General features: G+C 61.7%; 15 protein-coding genes and 3 pseudogenes. 11 read left to right on the top strand and 7 right to left on the bottom strand.

Annotated features, from left to right (window positions below; all coding sequences use genetic code 11):
• Positions 1-7 precede the first annotated feature (7 nt).
• Positions 8-349 (bottom strand): annotated as a pseudogene (locus D1793_RS18845) (4Fe-4S dicluster domain-containing protein); the annotation flags it as partial.
• Positions 350-1,025: 676 nt separating this feature from the next.
• On the opposite strand from D1793_RS18845, the gene D1793_RS18840 reads away from it, so the two are divergent.
• From D1793_RS18840 to D1793_RS18820, 5 genes and pseudogenes are all read left to right on the top strand, one after another.
• On the top strand, positions 1,026-3,707 hold the full coding sequence (locus tag D1793_RS18840) for a diguanylate cyclase (protein WP_162900033.1): 2,682 nt from the start codon (positions 1,026-1,028) through the stop codon (positions 3,705-3,707).
• 384 nt (positions 3,708-4,091) lie between these two features.
• Entirely contained in the window at positions 4,092-5,240 is a 1,149-nt protein-coding gene (locus D1793_RS18835; RefSeq protein ID WP_162900032.1) for a TolC family protein, read from the top strand.
• On the top strand, positions 5,237-6,694 hold the full coding sequence (locus D1793_RS18830; protein ID WP_119023464.1) for an efflux RND transporter periplasmic adaptor subunit: 1,458 nt from the start codon (positions 5,237-5,239) through the stop codon (positions 6,692-6,694). The genes D1793_RS18835 and D1793_RS18830 overlap by 4 nt, the downstream gene beginning before the upstream one ends.
• Positions 6,695-6,705: 11 nt before the next feature.
• Positions 6,706-7,191, top strand: a pseudogene (locus D1793_RS18825) (efflux RND transporter permease subunit); the annotation flags it as partial.
• 158 nt (positions 7,192-7,349) lie between these two features.
• Positions 7,350-7,664, top strand: coding sequence for a cupin domain-containing protein (locus D1793_RS18820; RefSeq protein ID WP_119023463.1), 315 nt, complete (start codon positions 7,350-7,352; stop codon positions 7,662-7,664).
• 31 nt (positions 7,665-7,695) lie between these two features.
• On the opposite strand, the gene D1793_RS18815 is transcribed toward D1793_RS18820, so the two are convergent.
• Positions 7,696-8,346: an MbcA/ParS/Xre antitoxin family protein gene (locus tag D1793_RS18815; protein ID WP_119023462.1), complete on the bottom strand. Its 651-nt coding sequence runs from the start codon at positions 8,344-8,346 to the stop codon at positions 7,696-7,698.
• A 399-nt stretch (positions 8,347-8,745) separates the two neighbouring features.
• The gene (locus D1793_RS19610; RefSeq protein ID WP_162900031.1) at positions 8,746-9,102 is read right to left on the bottom strand and encodes a hypothetical protein; all 357 of its coding nucleotides are present in this window, start codon (positions 9,100-9,102) and stop codon (positions 8,746-8,748) included.
• Positions 9,103-9,951: 849 nt separating this feature from the next.
• Here D1793_RS19610 and D1793_RS18810 point away from each other — a divergent pair.
• The 3 genes and pseudogenes from D1793_RS18810 to D1793_RS18800 form a co-directional block, all read left to right on the top strand.
• Entirely contained in the window at positions 9,952-10,161 is a 210-nt protein-coding gene (locus tag D1793_RS18810) for a hypothetical protein (protein ID WP_119023461.1), read from the top strand.
• Between the two features lie 639 nt (positions 10,162-10,800).
• A complete protein-coding gene (locus D1793_RS18805) occupies positions 10,801-11,169 on the top strand; it encodes a DUF2442 domain-containing protein (RefSeq protein ID WP_119023460.1) in 369 nt (122 codons plus the stop codon).
• A 243-nt stretch (positions 11,170-11,412) separates the two neighbouring features.
• A pseudogene (locus D1793_RS18800) lies at positions 11,413-11,658 on the top strand (IS256 family transposase); the annotation flags it as partial.
• Positions 11,659-11,720: 62 nt separating this feature from the next.
• Here D1793_RS18800 and D1793_RS18795 read toward each other — a convergent pair.
• From D1793_RS18795 to D1793_RS18785, 3 genes are all read right to left on the bottom strand, one after another.
• Positions 11,721-12,023, bottom strand: coding sequence for a helix-turn-helix domain-containing protein (locus tag D1793_RS18795; protein WP_119023757.1), 303 nt, complete (start codon positions 12,021-12,023; stop codon positions 11,721-11,723).
• Between the two features lie 10 nt (positions 12,024-12,033).
• Entirely contained in the window at positions 12,034-12,174 is a 141-nt protein-coding gene (locus D1793_RS18790) for a hypothetical protein (protein ID WP_205527586.1), read from the bottom strand.
• A gap of 314 nt (positions 12,175-12,488) precedes the next feature.
• Positions 12,489-13,574, bottom strand: a complete 1,086-nt coding sequence (locus D1793_RS18785) for an integrase domain-containing protein (protein WP_276110629.1) — start codon at positions 13,572-13,574, stop codon at positions 12,489-12,491.
• Between the two features lie 147 nt (positions 13,575-13,721).
• Here D1793_RS18785 and D1793_RS18780 point away from each other — a divergent pair, with 147 nt between their 5' ends.
• The 3 genes from D1793_RS18780 (at position 13,722) to D1793_RS18770 (ending at position 15,888) form a co-directional block, all read left to right on the top strand.
• Positions 13,722-14,711 carry a tripartite tricarboxylate transporter substrate binding protein gene (locus tag D1793_RS18780; protein WP_119023458.1) on the top strand — a complete coding sequence of 330 codons (990 nt, stop codon included), beginning with the start codon at positions 13,722-13,724 and terminating at the stop codon, positions 14,709-14,711.
• Positions 14,712-14,807: 96 nt separating this feature from the next.
• Positions 14,808-15,170 carry a tripartite tricarboxylate transporter TctB family protein gene (locus D1793_RS19750; RefSeq protein WP_205527585.1) on the top strand — a complete coding sequence of 121 codons (363 nt, stop codon included), beginning with the start codon at positions 14,808-14,810 and terminating at the stop codon, positions 15,168-15,170.
• A 448-nt stretch (positions 15,171-15,618) separates the two neighbouring features.
• The gene (locus D1793_RS18770) at positions 15,619-15,888 is read left to right on the top strand and encodes a DUF5666 domain-containing protein (RefSeq protein ID WP_119023457.1); all 270 of its coding nucleotides are present in this window, start codon (positions 15,619-15,621) and stop codon (positions 15,886-15,888) included.
• Positions 15,889-15,898: 10 nt separating this feature from the next.
• On the opposite strand, the gene D1793_RS18765 is transcribed toward D1793_RS18770, so the two are convergent.
• Positions 15,899-18,370, bottom strand: a complete 2,472-nt coding sequence (locus D1793_RS18765; protein ID WP_119023456.1) for a cation-transporting P-type ATPase — start codon at positions 18,368-18,370, stop codon at positions 15,899-15,901.
• Between the last annotated feature and the right edge of the window lie 330 nt (positions 18,371-18,700).

Below are 18,700 nucleotides of genomic sequence, written 5' to 3'. Positions count from 1 at the left end.
CTTAGGTTCACATATTGGGGTAGTTGGGCCCGCCGCCGCCCTCGGGCGCCACCCAAGTGATGTTCTGGGCCGGGTCCTTGATGTCGCAGGTCTTGCAGTGCACACAGTTCTGGAAGTTGATCTGGAACTGAGGTTTGCCGTCGTCCCCCTCGATCACCTCGTAGACCCCGGCCGGGCAGTAGCGCTGGGCGGGCTCGGCGTAGGTCGGCAGGTTGTCACGGATCGGCAGCTCGGGATCGGCCAGGCGCAGGTGGCAGGGCTGATCCTCCTCGTGGTTGGTGTTCGACAGGAACACCGAGGAGAGCTTGTCGAAGGAGAGCTTGCCGTCGGGCTTGGGGTAGTCGATCTTCGGAGATCGAGAAAATCGCGGAAGCAGCTTAATAAAAGTGTCCGCTACGACTTGACCAGAACACGACCAGGCTGGTATCGGGGTGACGGGCAAGCATCAGGACACGCGCGGCGGCGGCAGGCAATGAGGGCAGGCTATCGCACTCGTTAAGCCTGGCGCGCAGCGTCTCGGGCAAGGGGAGCAGACCGAGCGGGGGACTGGCGCTGCGTTCACAACTGATCATGTTGGCTCACCACTGCGCGGGGCAAGATTAAGGAGTCACTGAAGTCTGCCTTGAAACACCGTTTAGTTCATCTATTAGCTGCCGCAAGCGGCCAAACGGGCATCGACGCCACCGGCGCCAATCAACCGCCCTGGTTCCGGCATCCCGTCCGGCCCCTCTCGAAGCGCCAAGGGCACTGAATCGGCACATCATCGGTGTGGCCATCGATGGCAAGGCGCTGGGCCTCCTCCACCTTGAACTGAAGCGCCCCGAATAACAGTTGATCACTGTCAATTCCAAGGCTTTATCGGCAGGTTACCCAACAACTTTAGCTACCCGTATCAGCCCTGCAGTGACCGATGACACCCGCCAGCCAACATGCGATGCTTCGCGCAAAATTCATGGGGCGGTAATCAAATTGTGATAAGCACGCACACAGACCTCGAGCCCCGGAATGACCACTGGCGGCAGTTTATGCCTACTGCCTTCCTGCTCGGCCTGCTGATGATTGCCCTGGGTGCCATGGCCTGGGCCCTGGCCGAGCGGCGTACGGCATCCATGGAAGAGGCACGGCGCTACACCATTGCCAAGGCGGAGCTGGTGAGCGACTGGGTCTCGGGCAGTTTCACCCTGAGCGAACACCTGCTTGCCGGAACAGGGCAGCTGGCGCTGGAATCTATTGCCGACAGCGATGCCTCCGCCATGCCCCAGTTGTCCAGCCGTCTCGACCGGCGCGTCGATGCCGTGGCTTTTGTCGACGCCGTGGCCCTGCTCACCCCCACGGGTGAGCCGCTGGCAAGCTCCGATGGCGCCAGGATGCGCGCCGTGCTGGACGACAATGCCCACATTGTCGATGCGTTTCTGGCGAGCCCTGAGCGCAGCCGCGTCACCGGCCTGCTGACTCAGGGAGACAGCTCTGCCCTGACGGCCCTGCACTTCATGGCGTTGCATGACGCTGACGCACAGTTGCAGGGCGTGATGGTCGCTCAGCTCAACATGGCAGTGCTGAGTGCCACCATTGCCAGAGCCGCCCAGCTCGAGAGCGAGAGCATTGCCCTGGTGGACCTCGACCTGCAACTGGTCACTCGCCACCCGCCGCCCACGGCGGAAGGCGTGGGTATCGGGCTGCCCTTCGAGCTCGCCCCGCTGAGTCGGGCAGTGAGGGAAGGCCTGGCCCTGGATGGCATGATCGTTCGCTCCCCCATGGACCAGCAGGTGCGGCTGCTTTCAGGCAAGCGACTCGAGAGCGCTCCCTATCTGGTCGTGATCGGACGCAGCACCACCGACATCCTGCGTCCCTGGTGGCGCGAGCTGCGCATCCTTCTGGGCGGCTGGCTGGTGACCGCCCTGCTGGGCTGGCTGGCCCTGCGCCGCCACCTGAGCGCGCTGGCGAGCCGGCAGCGGCTGGCCAGGGAGGTCGTGCAGCGCAAGCAGGCCCAGAGCGACATCCAGCAGCGGGAGGCCGAGCTGAGAACCCTGGTGACGGGCATCGAAGCGCTGCTGTTTCGCTTCGACGAGCACGGCAACCTGCAGTTCGCCCATGCCCATCGGCCTGACCTGCTGCTGGCCCCGCCGGATCAGCTGCTGGGGCGCCACTATTCGGAGATCCTGCCAGGCGATATCACCGAGCGCTTCCGAGTGGCTCTCGATCGGGTCGCCGATACCGGCCTGCCTGTCGAGGTTGGCTATCGCCTGTCGCTGGATGGCACGCCCCGCGACTTCAAGGCGGTGCTCAGACCCTTGCTGAACGATGCCGCCATCGCGTCCGGCACCGTGGTGCTGGCCACCGATATCACCCGGGAGAAGGCCCTGGAGGCCCAGCTGCGGATCGCGGCCATGGCCTTCGACACCCACCTGGGCATGTTCATCACCGATGCCGACGGCAACGTCATCAGGACCAACGGCACCTTCACCCAGATCACCGGCTACTCGGAGAGCGAGGTGGTGGGGCGCAACCCGCGGATGTGGAGCTCGGGGCAGCATGATGCCGACTTCTATCGTGACATGTGGGGTGCCATCGAACGCGATGGCAGCTGGCAGGGCGAAGTCTGGAATCGCCGCAAGACCGGGGAGATCTACCCCCAGTGGCTGACCATCAGCGCCATCCGCAATGCCCATGACGAGCTTCTGCACTTCGTGGCCACCCTGAGCGACCTGTCGGCCTCCAAGGAGGCCGAGGATGCAATCCATCGCCTCGCCTTCTACGACCCGCTGACCGGGTTGCCGAACAGGCAGCGGCTCCAGGACCGGCTCCACCACCTCGCGGAAAACCCGGAGAGGCAACAGGAACATGCGGCCCTGCTGCTGGTTGGCCTGGACAACTTCAAGGCCTATAACAGCACCCTCGGCCACCAGCAGGGTGACGCCCTGCTGCAACAGGTCGCCGAGCGCATCGGCGACTCACTCGACGAGAATGAGGCGCTGGCACGCTGGGGCGGCGACCAGTTCGTGCTGCTGAGCCGACACCTGGGCAGCGATCCGCAGAGCGCGGCGCTCAAGGCACAGCGCGCCGCCGACGCCCTGCTGCTGCAGATCCGAGCCTGCAGCGGCAGTAACCAGAAGGCGCTGCCGATCAGCGCCAGCATCGGGATCGCGCTGTTCCACCAGTCGACGCAGGAGTCGGCGCAAAGCGTGCATCAGGCGGAGCTGGCCATGTATGAGGCCAAGCGCCAGGGCGGCAATACCTCACGCTTCTTCGATACGAGCATGCAAGCCGCCATGGTGGAGCGTACCCGGCTCGAAGCCGACCTCTACCACGCCCTGGAACGCGGCGAACTGGTGCTCCACTACCAGGCACAGGTCAATGAAGTGGGCGATCCGATTGGCGTAGAATGCCTTCTTCGCTGGCAGCACGCTGAGCGCGGCATGATCTCTCCCGGGGTCTTCATTCCCCTGGCCGAGGAGAGCGGCCTGATCGTACCCATCGGGCACTGGGTGCTGGAAACCGCCTGCCGGCAGCTGGCCGAGTGGCGCCACCGCCCCGAGCTGCAGACGCTCACGCTCTCGGTCAATGTGAGCCCAGCGCAGTTCAACCAGCCGGGCTTCTTCGATGAGGTGTGCCAGCTGCTCAACGAGAGCGGGGCCGACCCGACCCGGCTGATGCTGGAGGTCACGGAAGGCCTGTTTCTGCACGACCCTAGCAGTCTGTCGGTTTAGAGGGCATGAAGCGTAGAAGCAACGTCCCCTCTCTGGTTTCTCGGCCGGCCAGTATAGCTTGGTGGTATCAGGAAATTCCGCGCCGGGTGGGGATAGTTGGGACGCCCATCGTTATAGCCTTCACGTTGCTTTCAAATAACCCGGTATTCAAGCTTTGAAGAAGCATGGCTGGCCGGCACCCGTCGGCCAGTTTGATAGATATAACCAAGAATCTTTATGACTTTTGGCCATGGTGCATGTGCCATGGCGCTGTTCTTGCCGCAGTGCACAGGTGAGTATGGAGGGTGGTGAATGGGCTCTCGGTTACCCAAAATGTTGGCTGTGGCGTTAAGCACGGCTTTTATGTTGCCTTTGCCGGTATTGTCAGAGCCGGTGCTTTCTCTGATGGAAGCTGAGCGGCTCGCTCGCATCGACGACCCTGCCACGCTGCGCTATCAGGAGCTGGCTGAGGCTCGACGTGAGGCCGCCATCTCGGCCAGACAGCTTCCCGATCCCATGCTGATCATGGAGGTCATGGACGTCGCACGAGAGGGTCTTTCCATCGATGACGACACCATGACCCAACTGCGTGTGGGAGTGCGCCAGACCTTCCCGAGAGGCGACAGCCGTCGATTGGCAAGCGAGCGGGAAGGCGCGTTGGCCATGGCTGACGCAGCTCGTGGCAGCAACGCAGAAATCACTGCCGTTCGCGCCGTGCGGCGTGCCTACCTGTCGCTCTACGAGCAGCGCGCCATCCGGGAAGTGCTGGAGAAGAGCCAGCCCTTGTTCGAGGACCTGCGCGATATCACCGAACGCGAGTTTGCTTCCGGCTTTGCCGATCAACAGGATCTGTTACGCGCCGAACTGGAGCTGAGCCGGTTGCATGATCGCCTGCTTTCCGTTCAGGCACAGGAAGCGGCAGCACGGGCCCAGCTTGCGCGTTGGGTCGGTCAGGATGCCATTTCGCGACCCTTAGCCCCCGACCTGCCCGACATGACCGCGCCGGCGGATGCGTTGCTGTCGCACCCGCTGCTCGCCGCAGAACAGGCTCTCGTCGATGCCGGCAACCACGGTGTCGAGCTGGCGCGTCAAGGCTACAGGCCTCAGTGGTCGGTCGAGCTGACCTATGGCACGCCAACGGAACGGGGCATGGACATGCCGGATCGCATGTCGGCGATGGTCATGGTCGACCTTCCGCTCTTTACACGCCAGCGCCAGGACCGCGATCTATCGGCCAGCGTGCACCGTCGTGAGGCCGCCCAGTATGCCTGGGATGCACAGGCCCTCGAGTTGCAGCGCCAGGTGGGGGAGACCCAGGCCAGGTGGCATCAGTTGAGCGAGCGTGAGCGTCAGTATGCAGAGCGCCTCCTTCCGCAGGCCAGGGAGAACGCCGAAGCCGCCGAGCATGGGTATCGCAATCGCACCACGGACTTCAACTCGCTTGTGCGTGCACGCCTGACCGAGCTGGAAACGCATATCGAGGCCGTGCGTATCGGGTCGCAGCGTCGCCTTGAGCAGGTGGACCTGCTCTATCTACTGGGAGAAAACGCATGAAGGCGTTCGCTGTCATCGTCCTGCTGGCTGCGGGGGCTGCCGCAGGCGCCGCTGCCGTGACCTACTGGCCGGGTTCCCACGCACACGTTGCCGCGGCGGACACGACCAACGGTGAGAGAGAGATTCTCTATTACCGCCACCCACATAACCCCTCCGTGACCTCTCCCGAGCCGCGCAAGGATGAGATGGGCATGGACTTCATTCCGATCTATGCGGGTGGCGGCGACGCGACGCCCGGCACAGTCAGTATCAGCCCTGTCGTGCAGCAGAATATGAATGTGCGTATCGGCTCGGTGGCTCGTGGTGATCTGGCGCGCCTGGTCGAGACGGTTGGCTTCGTCGACTATGACGAATCGAGACTCAGCCACGTTCACCTGCGTACTCAGGGCTGGATCGAGGAACTCAGCGTCAGAACCACCGGCGAGCGAGTCGAGGAGGGGCAGCTGCTGTTCCGCCTCTATTCGCCGGAACTGGTCAATGCGCAAGAGGAGTTGCTGCATGTCGTGCGTCGTGGCGGCAGTCCTGCTCCTGCGCGCGAGCGCCTCCGGGCGCTGGGGGTCAGTGCCGCCGAGATTGCCGAGATCGAGCGGGCCGGTCAGCCGCGGCGGCTCATCGCGGTGCGAGCGGACCAGGGCGGCGTGGTGGAGTCGCTCAACGTACGTGAAGGCATGTATGTCACCCCGGGCACCGAGGTGATGACCATTGCCGACCTCTCGCAGGTATGGGTGATGGCCGACCTGTTCGAGCATCAGGTGGATGCCGTGGCGCGAGGCGACGCCGCCCATGTGAAGCTGCCCTTCCGCCCGGGCGAACGTCTCGAGGGCAAGATCGACTACATCTATCCGAGCCTGAACAGCCCGACGCGAACCGTTCAGGTACGCCTGACCTTCGACAATCCCGGTGAGCGCCTAAAACCGGGGATGTATGCCGATGTCCAGCTGACCACCCGCCCACTGCAAGGTGTCCTGTACCTGCCGGCTGAGGCGGTGATCCGTACCGGCAGGCAGGACCGGGTCATTCTGGCGCTGGGCGAAGGGCGTTTCCAGGCGCGTGAGGTCCAGGTGGGGCGTCGTGCCAACGGCGACCTGGAGATCATCGAAGGCCTCCAGGAAGGAGAGCGTGTGGTTCTCTCCGGCCACTTCCTGCTCGACTCCGAAGCGGCAGCCAGTGCCGAGCTGGCGCGCATGACCGAAGCCGAGCAGGAGAGTTCGGATGGCGATGTCTGGGCCGATGGGCGCCTGATTTCCATCGACCGCGATGCCCGCGTGCTTAACGTCGACCACGCGGCGATTCCCCTGCTGGGCTGGCCGGCAATGGTCATGGACTTCACCGTGGCCGATGATCTCGAACTCGATGGGCTGCACGACGATATGCCGATGCGCTTCCGCATGCGCGAGCGTGAGGAGTTCGTCTACGAAATCACCGCCATCGAGCCGCTGAGCCACGACCACTGAGGAGTCGATTCATGATCGAAAGGATCATCACGTGGTCGCTGCACAATCGCCTGCTTGTGCTCCTGGTAACGGCCATTTTCGTCGTCTGGGGGCTCTTCACCGGCAGGCAGATGCCGCTGGATGCCATTCCTGATCTCTCCGACGTTCAGGTGATCGTTCATACCAGCTATCCCGGCCAGGCTCCCCAGGTGGTGGAGGATCAGGTTACCTATCCCCTGTCGACGGCCATGCTGGCCGTACCCCAGGCGCGCGACGTGCGCGGGTTCTCCATGTTCGGCGACTCCTACGTCTACGTGCTGTTCGAGGATGGCACCGATCCCTACTGGGCACGCTCCCGCGTGCTCGAGTACCTGAGCCAGGTGGCGCCGCGGCTGCCAGCCGGCGCCACGCCGGCGCTGGGGCCGGACGCCACCGGTGTGGGCTGGGTCTACCAGTACGCCCTGGTGGACCGCAGCGGCGAGCTCGACCTGGCCGGCCTGCGCTCGCTGCAGGACTGGACACCGGCGTGCTGAGCGGTGGCACCGAACCGCGCACCGACGGCGCCGTGCTGCCCTGGTAGCGGGACTAACGGGCCCTCTCCCCAGGGAGAGGGCCCAAAACATCAACATTAACGCCATGCCTTGCAATGGCGAACACCCTCTGGGAGAGCTCATACATGAAATCGGACTATCCGCGTGCGAAGGCAACACCCAGCCAACAAATTGATAATTTCAATGTCATTGTTACGCGATGGGATTTCCCACCTGGGGGCGAAACTGGCTGGCATAAGCACGAACATGACTACGTGGTGGTACCTCTGACGCAAGGAACGCTGACACTGGAAACTCGTGACGGCGTAATCAAGTCTGAACTTTGGCCAGGTACCTCCTATGCCCGAGGCGCTGGCGTCGAGCACAACGTGATAAATAGCAACGACTTCGAGTTTTCATTTATAGAGATTGAAATAAAACAGCAACACAGCAAAAAATAACGACATCAAGAGCCCCATAATGAAATCATTTTCAGAAGAGATCACTCTCCAAACGCACCAACAGATCGTATACGCGCTGTATATCCGAGGGAAGCACTTCTTCAGGAGACCTCCCCTCTAGCTGCTTGAGTGGCTGCCTCATCCATTTCTGAGCATTTTCATAGCTATCGAAAACACGCTCGGCTTTTTCCCATACATCGTTCTCACCAAGCCCCCCCAGCAACTCCCTTCCAATGTCAGGCATCTCCTGCCAGGCTTTTATTTCCTCATGCTGCGGAGCCGTGATGTCGCACTGCTCCAGCAATTGATCAAGCGAGAAAGGTCGGTCTTCCAGGGGGATAGATTTTGACAATTCCGCCTTGTGAATGATGAGTGTGACACGCAGCCAGGCTTCAACTTTCTTACATACATCGTCATTATGCTCCGGTAGCACGAGAGTAGCGTCGATCTCGCCACTGCGGCGAAGAAAAAAGTAGTCAGGGATGGTCAGAGCGCAGCCACCACGCAGATAGGCAATAATCTCACCGCTCAAAGCCGCCATGTAGGAGCGATCACTCTGCAGGCACTCCAGCGCCTCTCGGAAAGTCTCCAGTGGTTGCGGAAATCGATCGCGCAGGTCGATAGCCCGGTAGGCAAAAATGCACGAAAGAGGATCTTTTGGTCGTTGTATTGGCGATACCATAGCTACTCCAAATGCAAAAGCCTTACCTTAGGATAGATGTAAACCTGACAGCCATTCATCTTCACGAAAATTTGGCCACCCCCGAAAAATTCCAATTCCAACCAACACGATTCACAACTCATCTGTACATCTTCAATCTCAACAAAAATTAACACGCATAGTGAAGCCAGGAAATTTGGCACCCTACACTCAAACACTACGGGAACAGACAAAGAGCCTAGAGAACATCGCAGCCATACTGCGCTTGGTGGCCTTCACTCAGAGAGAGGATGCCAAATAACTCATGGAACATCACCTTGCCCAGGCACTGGCCACCAATGCCATGAAACTCACTTATTAATACTGCAAAATATGAAATTTCACTTCTCTCATTGGCTACTCCTTCACATCCCCGCACAATCAAGACCAACCACCTGTAGAAACATGTAATATGTAAAGCATTACTTCTTCATTCCGTCCTCCCGACACCAACTCATCCGCGGTCAGCCCGCCCAGTGGAGCGATTCTATATTTACAGTACCAATCCCACGCCCTACCCATGGAGCCGGACCATGGCTCAATGCAGGCCAAAATCTTTGCCACCTCAATAAGCCGCTGCCGAGCTTCCAAATAGGGCATTGAACCACTTTCCCACGCTTCTAAGTCAACTCCCTCCAATGAAAGGGATACACTCAACAAACTAGTGGGCAACTGAAAAAGCACAGACCTGGCAACATTCAACTCTTCTTCAAAAGCGAAACATTCATCATTAGCCATAACGCAAGCCCTTAACCCCCCATCACAAGAGTAGCCCATCTGCGACAATAGACAAGCATTTATTGCTTACCCTCAAAAATCAGCTGACCACCACGCTCAACCGCATTAATAAAAATGCCAGGGAGAATATAAAGCATAAAATTGAGCAGTGCTGAGTAAACTGTGCTTTGAATGAGATGCTGGTTCAATAACTCTACTGTGGGAGTGCTGCTGTGGGAGTGCTGCTGTGGGAGTGCTGCTGGGGAGTGCTGCTGCGGGAGTGCTGCTGCGGGAGTGCTGCTGCGGGAATGCTGCTGCGGGAATGCCAGCCAGCATAACTAAAAAATACAAAGCCATCAAAAACAATGACTTGTAGCACATTTATTGCCGACCACCTCTCCCAGGCCTACTGGAACCCTGCGAGGCAAAAGAGACTAAATGCAACATAACTCAGGTTATGATGCATTTAGACACAAACGCTGGCCCACCTAGTCTTTGCTGCCATCTGAACAAGCCGGCTTGCAGCGACCGTAGATAACGGCAAAATTTCCTAGTATGACCGGCAACCGCGAGCTGCTCGGCAGCTTAGTAGTCGAATACATCCATCGACTCGTTGTGGAACTAGGTGCAGGCTTTTGTCCCCGATCAGAAGACCCGCTCGGTGGCGTCCAGCACTGCCACTGAGTATTCCTTAATAGCGATGGGTTTTGTCATGGGATACTCCGGAATTTAGAAGCTCATGGAGCCCACGTCCAAGTTTGACAGGGCCACCGACAAAATTTTTCCTTCTTCTGGACAGCTTTTGCAATCCAGATATAGACTTACACGAGGGGCCGCCGCCCTGTTGAACGATAGTTGAGGGATAAGCCCATGGCCACTATGCCTGACAGTCTGCTCAAGGATGCCATCGAAGATATTGGCGAAAATGCATCGGTGCTCCACCGGCTCGGGCTCCGGCTGCTGGACACAGCCCCCGAAACTGCTAACGCCGCCCTGGCTGTCGCGCAGGAGCTCTGGGAGGTGCAGAAAGGCCTGAGCGACGGAAGGCAGGTCAAGTTCGGCACAAAACCGTCTCCCTGATCTCATCATACCATAGAGGGGGCCATCACGTTTTGGGCCCTCTCTAGAGCTGGGGGGTTGAACAAAGCGTACCAATGTCACCGGTAGCGATGACTCCCAGCGGTGACCGACCATTGAAGCCTTCGTTTTCAGGTTGGTTCCACGAATGAGGCGGGCTGACGTCTATCCTCGGCGTCTGAGATTAGCAGCTTCCCTAGTGCGGGCTGCCATGTAAATGAAACTTACCATTTCCTTACATATAAATATTTACGCAAATTCTTTACGCTAAACCGCCCCTCCAAGGCCTCCTAGAGGCGTGCTCATTGAGTGCAAATAACGACCATATGATTCGCGTCTGCTATCGGCCAGAAGCGGACGCCCAGGAATTTTAGATGAAACTAATATCACCATGGGTAAAAAAATCTAGAATTTAACCGTTTCCTCTATCAACATCTTTAATCGCAGTTAAAACTGTGTTTTTAATGTCATCAACAAGCTCAGGAAAGCTATCCCAGTTACATGTCGGGTCCCGTGTGATTGATTACCCGCTTGGTAAATAACTCTGGTCGCTTGGCCTGCCACAGACAGGACTGCCGCCTGACTTGCCGTACACAGGATTTGACAATAACTCATGACGCCCGGCAGCAAGCCGAAGCCCACATGAGCGCTGAGCGCGACCATGCCCACGCGGTATCCGCTCGCTATGACCGGCGGACCAAGCGCGTGATCGTTCGCCTACACAGCGGCCTGGAGCTCGCCATCCCGCCGGCCCTGGTCGAAGGCCTCGCCGATGCCACGCCGGACGCCCTGGCCGAGATCGAGATCTCCTCCTCCGGGCTTGGCCTGCACTGGCCGCAGTTGGACGCCGATGCGTACGTCCCCGCGCTGTTGGAAGGACAATTCGGCAGTCGGCAGTGGATGGCCCGTCAGCTAGGGGCCGTCGGCGGCCGTAGCCGCAGCGATGCCAAACGCCTCGCGGCCAGGGCTAACGGCGCCAAGGGAGGGCGCCCCCGCAAGACCCAGGGCTAACCGCACTCAGGTCCCCTTGCGCGTATCACCGACCGCGATCCGCCACATACCCGTCGCCATCGGCAGTCAGCCGCTGCTCGATTCGCGTCAGGCAGCGCTGCCTCAAACAAGGCGCGGCCGTTGCGCTCCCTTGACGCTTTCCCGACACCGTCAGGTCGGCATGACCCGATCATCACTTGGGGCCTACCACACGGAAACGACACCTGGCGTCGCATCAGCGGCCTGACACGCCATGCAAGATTATGGGTGGATATCCGCACCACCAACCCGATCGAGTCGACCTTCGCCACGGTCCGTCTGAGGACCAAGCGGAGCCGGAACTGCGGCTCCCGGGCGACGACCCTGGCGATGGTCTTCAAGCTGCTCCAGAGCGCGAAGAAGCGATGGAGGAGGATCAAGCACTTCCAGAAGCTGGAACTGGTCGTCAGCAACGTCAAGTTCCAGGACGGAGAGCAAGGAGTTGATCAATCAGACAGGAATGCGGCCTGATCGCCATCCACCAGATCTGACGATAACTCCCTGGAAGGCGCGGGGAACCCGGTCCGTATCACTCAGACCGAGAAGCCGTGATGGCTGCCGTCGGGGAGTTCGACATCCAGGCGGACACGGCCGCCGATCGCCTCGACATAGCGCTTGAGGGAGCTCAGGCGAAGGTCCTGGCCGGCTCTCTCCAGTCCGGCGATGGTGGGCTGTTTGACGCCCATCGCCTCGGCCATCTGCGCCTGGGTCATGTCGACCAGCTGCCGCAGCTCGGCGAGCCGCAACTCGAGGAACATGTCATCGGCCTTGGCCTGGGCCGCTGCCACGATCTCGTGTTTCTCGTTGGCGATTATGTCTTCCAGCTTGTGTGCCACGGGGGTCACCTCACCTCTCAGCATGCGGTCGGGCCAGCATCAGGCCGCGTTCCTGCAGGAGCAGGAGTGCGGCCAGGACATTCTCGCGGTCGGCGGCATCCAGCGCGTGGTCCCAAGCCTCGAATCGCTCTGTCTGCTCGATCGACCACATGGGGTCCCTCCGGTCTGTATAGGCAATAGGCTATATAGGTCTTGTCCTATTATCAAGCTCCCTCGTTTACGCTCCGAGGGCCGGGAGTGTGCCAGCTCGCGCGGGCGGCCCCCGGGGGCGCCCGGGCGAGGACCGGGGGAGGGGGTGGTGCGCGTCCAGGGCCCGCGCAGGTGCGGCTCCCAGTCCGGCCAGTGACCCAACGCTGCGGCGAGCACGGAGGCCGTTTTCCAGTAATCGTACTGGCTGGCCTGCGCCAGATTGGCGACACCGGTCTTGAGCGCCCACTGCAGGTGCTTGACGCTCCACTGGTACGGCTAGCGGATGCCCCAGCGTTCTTCGATGGCCCGGGCAATGCGTTGGCCGCGCGGGATGTGAGCTTTCACGCCGCCGTGTTTACCGGGTTGGGCGCGGCGCAGCAGGAGCTCGATACGGGTGGGCTGTGCGATGGTCATCGGCTGCTCCCTGTCAGGCGACACGGAAAACTGACCCCTCAGTGAGCTCACCTGGAGGGTCCATTCATGCAGCAACCCGGATATAACGTTCCCCACACTCAGGTACGAGGGGAACCGATGCAGAGCCCGGAGGATGACGCCGCCATGCTGCGCCTGAAGGCCTGTGGCTGGGGCACTCAGCGCATCGCCGATCAACTCGGTGTCAGCAGGAACAACGTCAAACGTTATCTGCGCCAGGGCGGCTGGGCGCCCTACGCGATCCCGCAACGCACCAAATCGCTTGATGGCCTGGAAGCGTGGCTGCAGGCCCCAAGGGGTCACTTTCTGGTGTCCCTTGACACTCCCGACATAACTGACCAACACATCGACCCGGCCGTGGCCGAGCTCTTTGGAGATGGCGAGGCGTGCCTTGAGGTCGTCGTCTTTGGGTGCCAACCGCTCACCGGCCACGGCCGGGGCGGGGAGGCCGGTGATTTGCTCATAGCGCTCGCAGGCATAGGCTGCGCGCGAATCGTGGTAGCCCGGCAGGCCGTGGTACTTGAGGATGTCGCGGCCTTGAGTGATCTCGCCGCCGCGGCTGATGGCAAGCTGAGCGTAGGTCTCATGGGGTGCTATCAGGTTGGCGCTGCCCGCGGGACGGGCAGCGAGGGCATTGGCTAGGGCTTGGCGGTGTGCCTCGCCGACCGGGATCCAGCGATCGACGTCTCTGCCGCCCTTGGTATCCTCCTGGACGCTGACGGACGAGTTGCCATGTTGGTCATGGCAAGCGGCTTCTCGCGCCCAACGGTCCAGGTTGGCTTTGACTGCCTCCTCGCGGCGCACACAAAACTCTCGAGCGAGCTCGAGGGTGGCAGCGGCACGGGGAAGGCCGGCCTCCTGCAGCGATGGAACCCTCGCCCAAAGCGCGAAGCGTGGCGGGCGGGAAGTGTCAGCGTTGATCAATGTCACAGGCTCGCGGCCTACGCTGTTGGCGTAAAACCAAAGTTGAATATGTGGTGTAAGAATGATGCCAGTAGGCTGGGTAGTGCATTTAGCGAATGAGTGTTCGCATGGCGAACATTTGCCGGGAGAAACCACCTCCTCTAGGAGTTGATCATGAAGAAGCTTTTAAATGTCCTGTGTGCCGCCACATGCAGTGGCGCAGTGGCTCTTACTCTCTCTGTGTCCGCTGCGCATGCACAGGACTGGCCAACCAAGGATGTGCGTCTGATCGTGCCCTACGCTCCAGGCGGAACCACCGATGTTCTCTCGCGGCGTGTAGCTGACCTGCTGAAGGATGAAATTAACGCTAACGTGGTGGTAGAAAACCGCCCCGGGGCTGGCTCTACTGTGGCGACTGGGCGCTTGGCCCGCGGTGGTCGCGATGCGGACCATACTATCCTGATGGCCTCACCCGGCCACACCATTGGTGCTGCCATCTACCCCAACCTGACCTACGATCCGGTTGAGGACTTTGTGTTTATCCAGAATATGCTGGATATCCCGAATGTCATGGTGGTTCCAGCCAACAGCCCGTACGAGAGCGTGGCGGAGTTCATCGAGGCTGCTCAAGACCAGAACATGTCTTTCAGCAGCAGTGGTGTAGGCAGCTCTATTCATATGTCTGGTGAGCTGTTCAAGACGCTCACAGGCTCGAATATGACTCACGTGCCGTTTGCTGGCAGCGGCGCGGCATTGCCGGCTCTGCTCGGTGGGGACGTTGACGTCTCCTTCGAGAACATGCCCACGGTGTTCTCTCACATCCAGACCGGTGACCTCAGGGCACTGGCTGTGACCTCCGAAGAGCGTTCGGAGTATCTCCCCGATGTGCCGACTCTGAAAGAGATTGGTGATCATAACCTTGATCAGTTTGTCACCACCGCCTGGTTTGGCCTGATCGCTCACAACTCCTTCCCTGATGAGGCTTTCGCCACGATGCAGGAAGCGCTCCAACAAGTGATGGAGCGTGAGGAGTTCACCAGCTTCGTAGAGCAGCTGGGAGGGGAGAAGGGGACTGTTGCTGGCGACGATTTCAAGGCCTTTGTCGCCGATGAGGTTGCTCGCTGGGACGAAGTGGCGGGTGAAGCCGGTATTCGCCAGGAGTAAGTCACTTTTCTGTCACGGTATGGTGAGGCGAGGGCACGTTGCCCTCGCCTCAGTGGTTTCCATGCGGAGTATTTACACGTCTAGAGGGTTCTCCCGATGACGAAATCTCACCCTTCCCACCGCATGCTGGTCAAAGATCCCTTGGATGTGGTCGCCGGGGTGCTGCTGCTGTGCTTTTCGCTGCTGCTTTTACTGTATTTGATTCCCAATCACATTGGTGAGCCGCCGATTCTGCAGAATCCGATGATGTCGCCGCGCTGGCTGCCGACCATCGTCGGGTGGCTGCTCGTGGTATTTTCTGCCCTCATGATTATCCAAGGGGTGCTGGTCGCTGACGATGGTGAGGAGAGCGGGCGTCGCTTCGAGCGTGGTCCATGGTATGGTGGCGCTACCTGCGATGGCGACCAGCGATCATGGACACGGCAAGCATGCCGGTCATGGCGCCAAGACAGGACATGAGCATCAGGAAATGCGCACAGCCGAAGGCTTTGGTACCAGGTTGGGCACGAGGTGATCGACGGAGGGCTGCTGGCCTACTCCGCCTCATTGGGTGTGACCCTGGTCAGTAGGGCTGAAAACTCACTGAAGCCTGCCATAAGGCGTGCTGACCGAGGGCTTTATGCCGCTAAGGGGGCGGGACGAAACCGGGCTCATTGGCAGGGTGAGCGCCAGGCTACGTGATCGATGCGCAGCACGTCGCTCGGGAGAGAGGCACCCAGATCGGCGGCTGACACAAGACAGACGAGCTGGCGGTGGCGGAAGGGTAGTGGGCCAGCTCACCAGAAGGCCTATCAATCACCACCGTCGTCCTACCCTTCCCCTCGCTATAATGTTGCTGGCCATGCCTGTCGCGGACCGCTGATCAGGCACCTTGAGCCCGTACCATCGAACTGTGGAGACCCCCATCATGAAGCTTCGCACCCGGCTGGCAACGATAGCGCTGTCCACCTTTGCCGTTACCGCCCACGCCAACGAGGTCGAGGGCCACATCGAGGCGGTGGATCCCACGAACCGGACCCTCATGGTCCAGGGCATCACTTTCGAGGTCTCAGATCGCACCGACTACGATGACGGGCTGCGCCGCTTCGAGGATCTGGAGGTAGGCCAGCGCGTCGAGGTCGACTTCGAGTATCGCGATGGTCGCCATATCGCCACGGAGATCGAGCTGGAGGATTGACCTCACTGGCTCAGGCGCGTGATGGCCGCCGCCGCTGGCCCACCCAGGCCAGCAGGGTGATGACCCCGCTGCCGCCCAGCACCATCAGCCAGTCCTCAACATGGGGCGGCTGCAGGCCGAGTAGCGAGCCCAGGCCGGGCAGGTGGATCATCACCGCCGACAGCAGCGGGGCGGCGACCACCATGGTCCAGGCGCTCGTGCTGCGCAGGCGGCTAAGGACCGCGGTGATGCCGGCCCCGGTGAGGATCAGCGCCATCAGCGCCACGCTGCGGGCATGCTCGACGGCGTAGTCGGCCCCGAGGCTGTAGAGATAGAGCCCCGTGACCCCGGCGGTCGCGGCCGTTCCTACCACCAGCAGCGCTCCCCACAGCCGTGGCGTGAAGAAGCGGGGCCTGTCGCTCCGCGAGGGGGACTGCCCCAGCGCTGCTGAGGTCGGCAGGTTCTGGAACACCAGCAGCGCGGTGGGGTGCATGATCAGTTCCAGCCAGACGATGTGGATCGGCAGGTAGAGCAGAGGGTAACCCAGCATCGGGATCAGGGCGGCGGTCATCACCAGCGGGATGTGCACCATCAGCAGGTACAGGAAGCAGAGCTGCAGGTTGGTGAACAGGCGGCGCCCCTCGGCGATGGCTCCGGCGATGCTCCCGAAGTTGTCGTCCAGCAGCACGATGGAGGAGACTTCCCTGGCGATCCGGGTCCCACGTTCCCCCATGGCGATGCCTATGTCGGCGGCCTGCAGCGCCGGGACATCATTGACCCCGTCGCCGGTCACCGCGACGATCTCTCCCTGGGCCTGCAGCGCGCGGACCAGGGCCAGCTTCTGCCCCGGCAGGGTGCGCGCCACGACATCGATGCCCTCGGGCAGGCGGCCGTCGTGTTCGAGCCGTGCCGCCAGGTCGTCTCCGGTGATCACCCGGGGCTGCGCGCCGCCGATGCCCGCCTCCCTGGCGATGGCCAGGGCCGTACCGGCATGGTCCCCGGTCACCATGATGACCCGAATGCCCGCCGCTCGGCAGGCCGCCACGGCGTCGGGCACCCCCTCACGCACGGGGTCCTCGAAGGCCAGCAGGCCGGCCATCCTGAACCCGTCGCTCGGTTCCTCGCCCTGCCAGCCATCCGGCGACAGGTCGCGATAGGCACAGGCGATCACCTTGTGGCCGCCGGCGCTGAACGTCTCCATGTCGTCATGCCAGACTTGCCGCTCCGCTTCCACCAGCGAGCAGAGCCCGAACACCACCTCCGGGGCGCCCTTGACCGCCACCCGCAGGCCTCCCTCGCCTTCCCGCACCACGGACGCCTTGCGACGCGCCTCCGTGAACGGGAAGCGGGCCACCACCCGATTCTCGCCCTGAAGGCCATGGCCGGCGAGCACCGCCTCATCCAGCGGGTCGCCGTTGTCCTCCTGGGAGGCCGCTGCTGCCAGCTGGCGGAGGTGCGCGTCGCTCAGCCCCGGCGCCGGGTGCAGGTGTGACAGGATCAGGCGCCCCTCGGTGAGGGTGCCGGTCTTGTCCGAGCAGATGCAGGTGACGCGCCCGATGTTCTCCACCACCACCGCACGCCGCACCAGGGCACGCCGCCGGGCGAGCCGATAGACCCCGACGCCGAGGAAGAAGGTCAGCACCACCGGAAACTCCTCGGGCAGGGCGGCGATGGCCAGGGTCAGAGCGCTGATCAGGGCATCCAGCAGGCCATGGCCCTGCTGGTAGCGCAGCCCGGCCAGGACCAGGCAGAAGATAAGCGCCACGACCACCAGCACCCGGACGAGCTGGGCGACCGACTGCTGCAGGGGAGTGCGGGCATGGGTGCCCGCCACGGCCGAACGGACGACCTCGCCGTAGAGGGTCTCGGCGCCGGTCAGGACCACGCGAAGCCAGGCCTGCCCCGTCAGCAGGCGGGTGCCGGCGAGCCCCCAGTACGGTGACTCGACCCCCGCTCGGGAGGTGGCGGGCGGCAGGGCCTCCAGCACCTGCTTGCGCACCGGCCAGGATTCGCCGGTGAGGGTGGATTCATCCACCTGCATCTCGTCACCCGCCACCAGCAGGCCATCGGCGGGGAAGGACTCCCCCGCGCGGACCAGGGCGAGATCCCCCGGCACCAGTGCCTCGGCGGCCACCGTCTGCGCCACGCCGTCGCGCACCACCCTGACCGTGGTGGCGAGCCTTCCGCTCAGGCCCTCCACCGACGCCTGGGTACGCCGGTGCAGATAGGCGTCCATGCCGAGCAGGGGCACCAGGGCCAGCAGCATGACCAGGGCCTCTCCATGGCGGCCGACCGCCGCGAACAGCAGGCCCGTGGCGATCAGGAACCACAGCATGGGGTCGCGCAGCGTATCCGCCAGCGTCGCCCGCCAGCCCTCGCGCACGCCGGGGATGATGGCATTGGCGCCGTAGCGAGCCAGGCGGGCCTCGGCCTCGACCGCGGTCAGCCCCAGCATCGGATCCGTCAATCCATCCAGGCGCCCCTCAGGCACGCCTCGTCTCATCGATATGCTTCCCTCTGCGCCTGGTCTGTGCGACCTGTTGTCTCCCTGGCATGGCAGGGTTACGGCGCTGCCGCGAGACGCTGATCTGTCCATTGCGAAGGCAAAATGGACATGGCGTCATCAAGGCATCGATATCAGGCTGTAGCCTTCAAGCCATAGCTCATCGGAGTCCTCTGTGCCATCAGGCTATGAAGGACTCCGGAGAGCTCAGGGTATAGAGCATTCAGCAGAGAGAGGCTCCTTGTAAGGGCCTCTCTCTGGGACTGAACCGCAGGTGAGGTCCAATGTGATTGATTTGATAAAGCGGAGAGCTCCTCCCCCCAAAGGGGG

The organism is Halomonas sp. JS92-SW72 (assembly GCF_003547075.1).
GTDB lineage: Bacteria > Pseudomonadota > Gammaproteobacteria > Pseudomonadales > Halomonadaceae > Halomonas > Halomonas alkalicola.
Note: the sequence above shows the minus strand (reverse complement) of the source record. Positions and strands in the feature narration are given on the sequence as shown.

What these genes read in the sequence shown, in the direction of transcription:
- D1793_RS18835 (WP_162900032.1), top strand. Translation starts at nt 4,092, where the DNA reads ATGGAAGCTGAGCGGCTCGCTCGCATCGACGACCCTGCCACGCTGCGC.
- D1793_RS19750 (WP_205527585.1), top strand. Translation starts at nt 14,808, where the DNA reads ATGACGAAATCTCACCCTTCCCACCGCATGCTGGTCAAAGATCCCTTG.
- D1793_RS18820 (WP_119023463.1), top strand. Translation starts at nt 7,350, where the DNA reads ATGAAATCGGACTATCCGCGTGCGAAGGCAACACCCAGCCAACAAATT.
- D1793_RS18770 (WP_119023457.1), top strand. Translation starts at nt 15,619, where the DNA reads ATGAAGCTTCGCACCCGGCTGGCAACGATAGCGCTGTCCACCTTTGCC.
- D1793_RS19610 (WP_162900031.1), bottom strand. Translation starts at nt 9,102, where the DNA reads ATGGCTAATGATGAATGTTTCGCTTTTGAAGAAGAGTTGAATGTTGCC.
- D1793_RS18790 (WP_205527586.1), bottom strand. Translation starts at nt 12,174, where the DNA reads ATGTGGTCGATCGAGCAGACAGAGCGATTCGAGGCTTGGGACCACGCG.
- D1793_RS18840 (WP_162900033.1), top strand. Translation starts at nt 1,026, where the DNA reads ATGCCTACTGCCTTCCTGCTCGGCCTGCTGATGATTGCCCTGGGTGCC.
- D1793_RS18805 (WP_119023460.1), top strand. Translation starts at nt 10,801, where the DNA reads ATGAGCGCTGAGCGCGACCATGCCCACGCGGTATCCGCTCGCTATGAC.
- D1793_RS18780 (WP_119023458.1), top strand. Translation starts at nt 13,722, where the DNA reads ATGAAGAAGCTTTTAAATGTCCTGTGTGCCGCCACATGCAGTGGCGCA.
- D1793_RS18830 (WP_119023464.1), top strand. Translation starts at nt 5,237, where the DNA reads ATGAAGGCGTTCGCTGTCATCGTCCTGCTGGCTGCGGGGGCTGCCGCA.
- D1793_RS18815 (WP_119023462.1), bottom strand. Translation starts at nt 8,346, where the DNA reads ATGGTATCGCCAATACAACGACCAAAAGATCCTCTTTCGTGCATTTTT.
- D1793_RS18810 (WP_119023461.1), top strand. Translation starts at nt 9,952, where the DNA reads ATGGCCACTATGCCTGACAGTCTGCTCAAGGATGCCATCGAAGATATT.
- D1793_RS18765 (WP_119023456.1), bottom strand. Translation starts at nt 18,370, where the DNA reads ATGAGACGAGGCGTGCCTGAGGGGCGCCTGGATGGATTGACGGATCCG.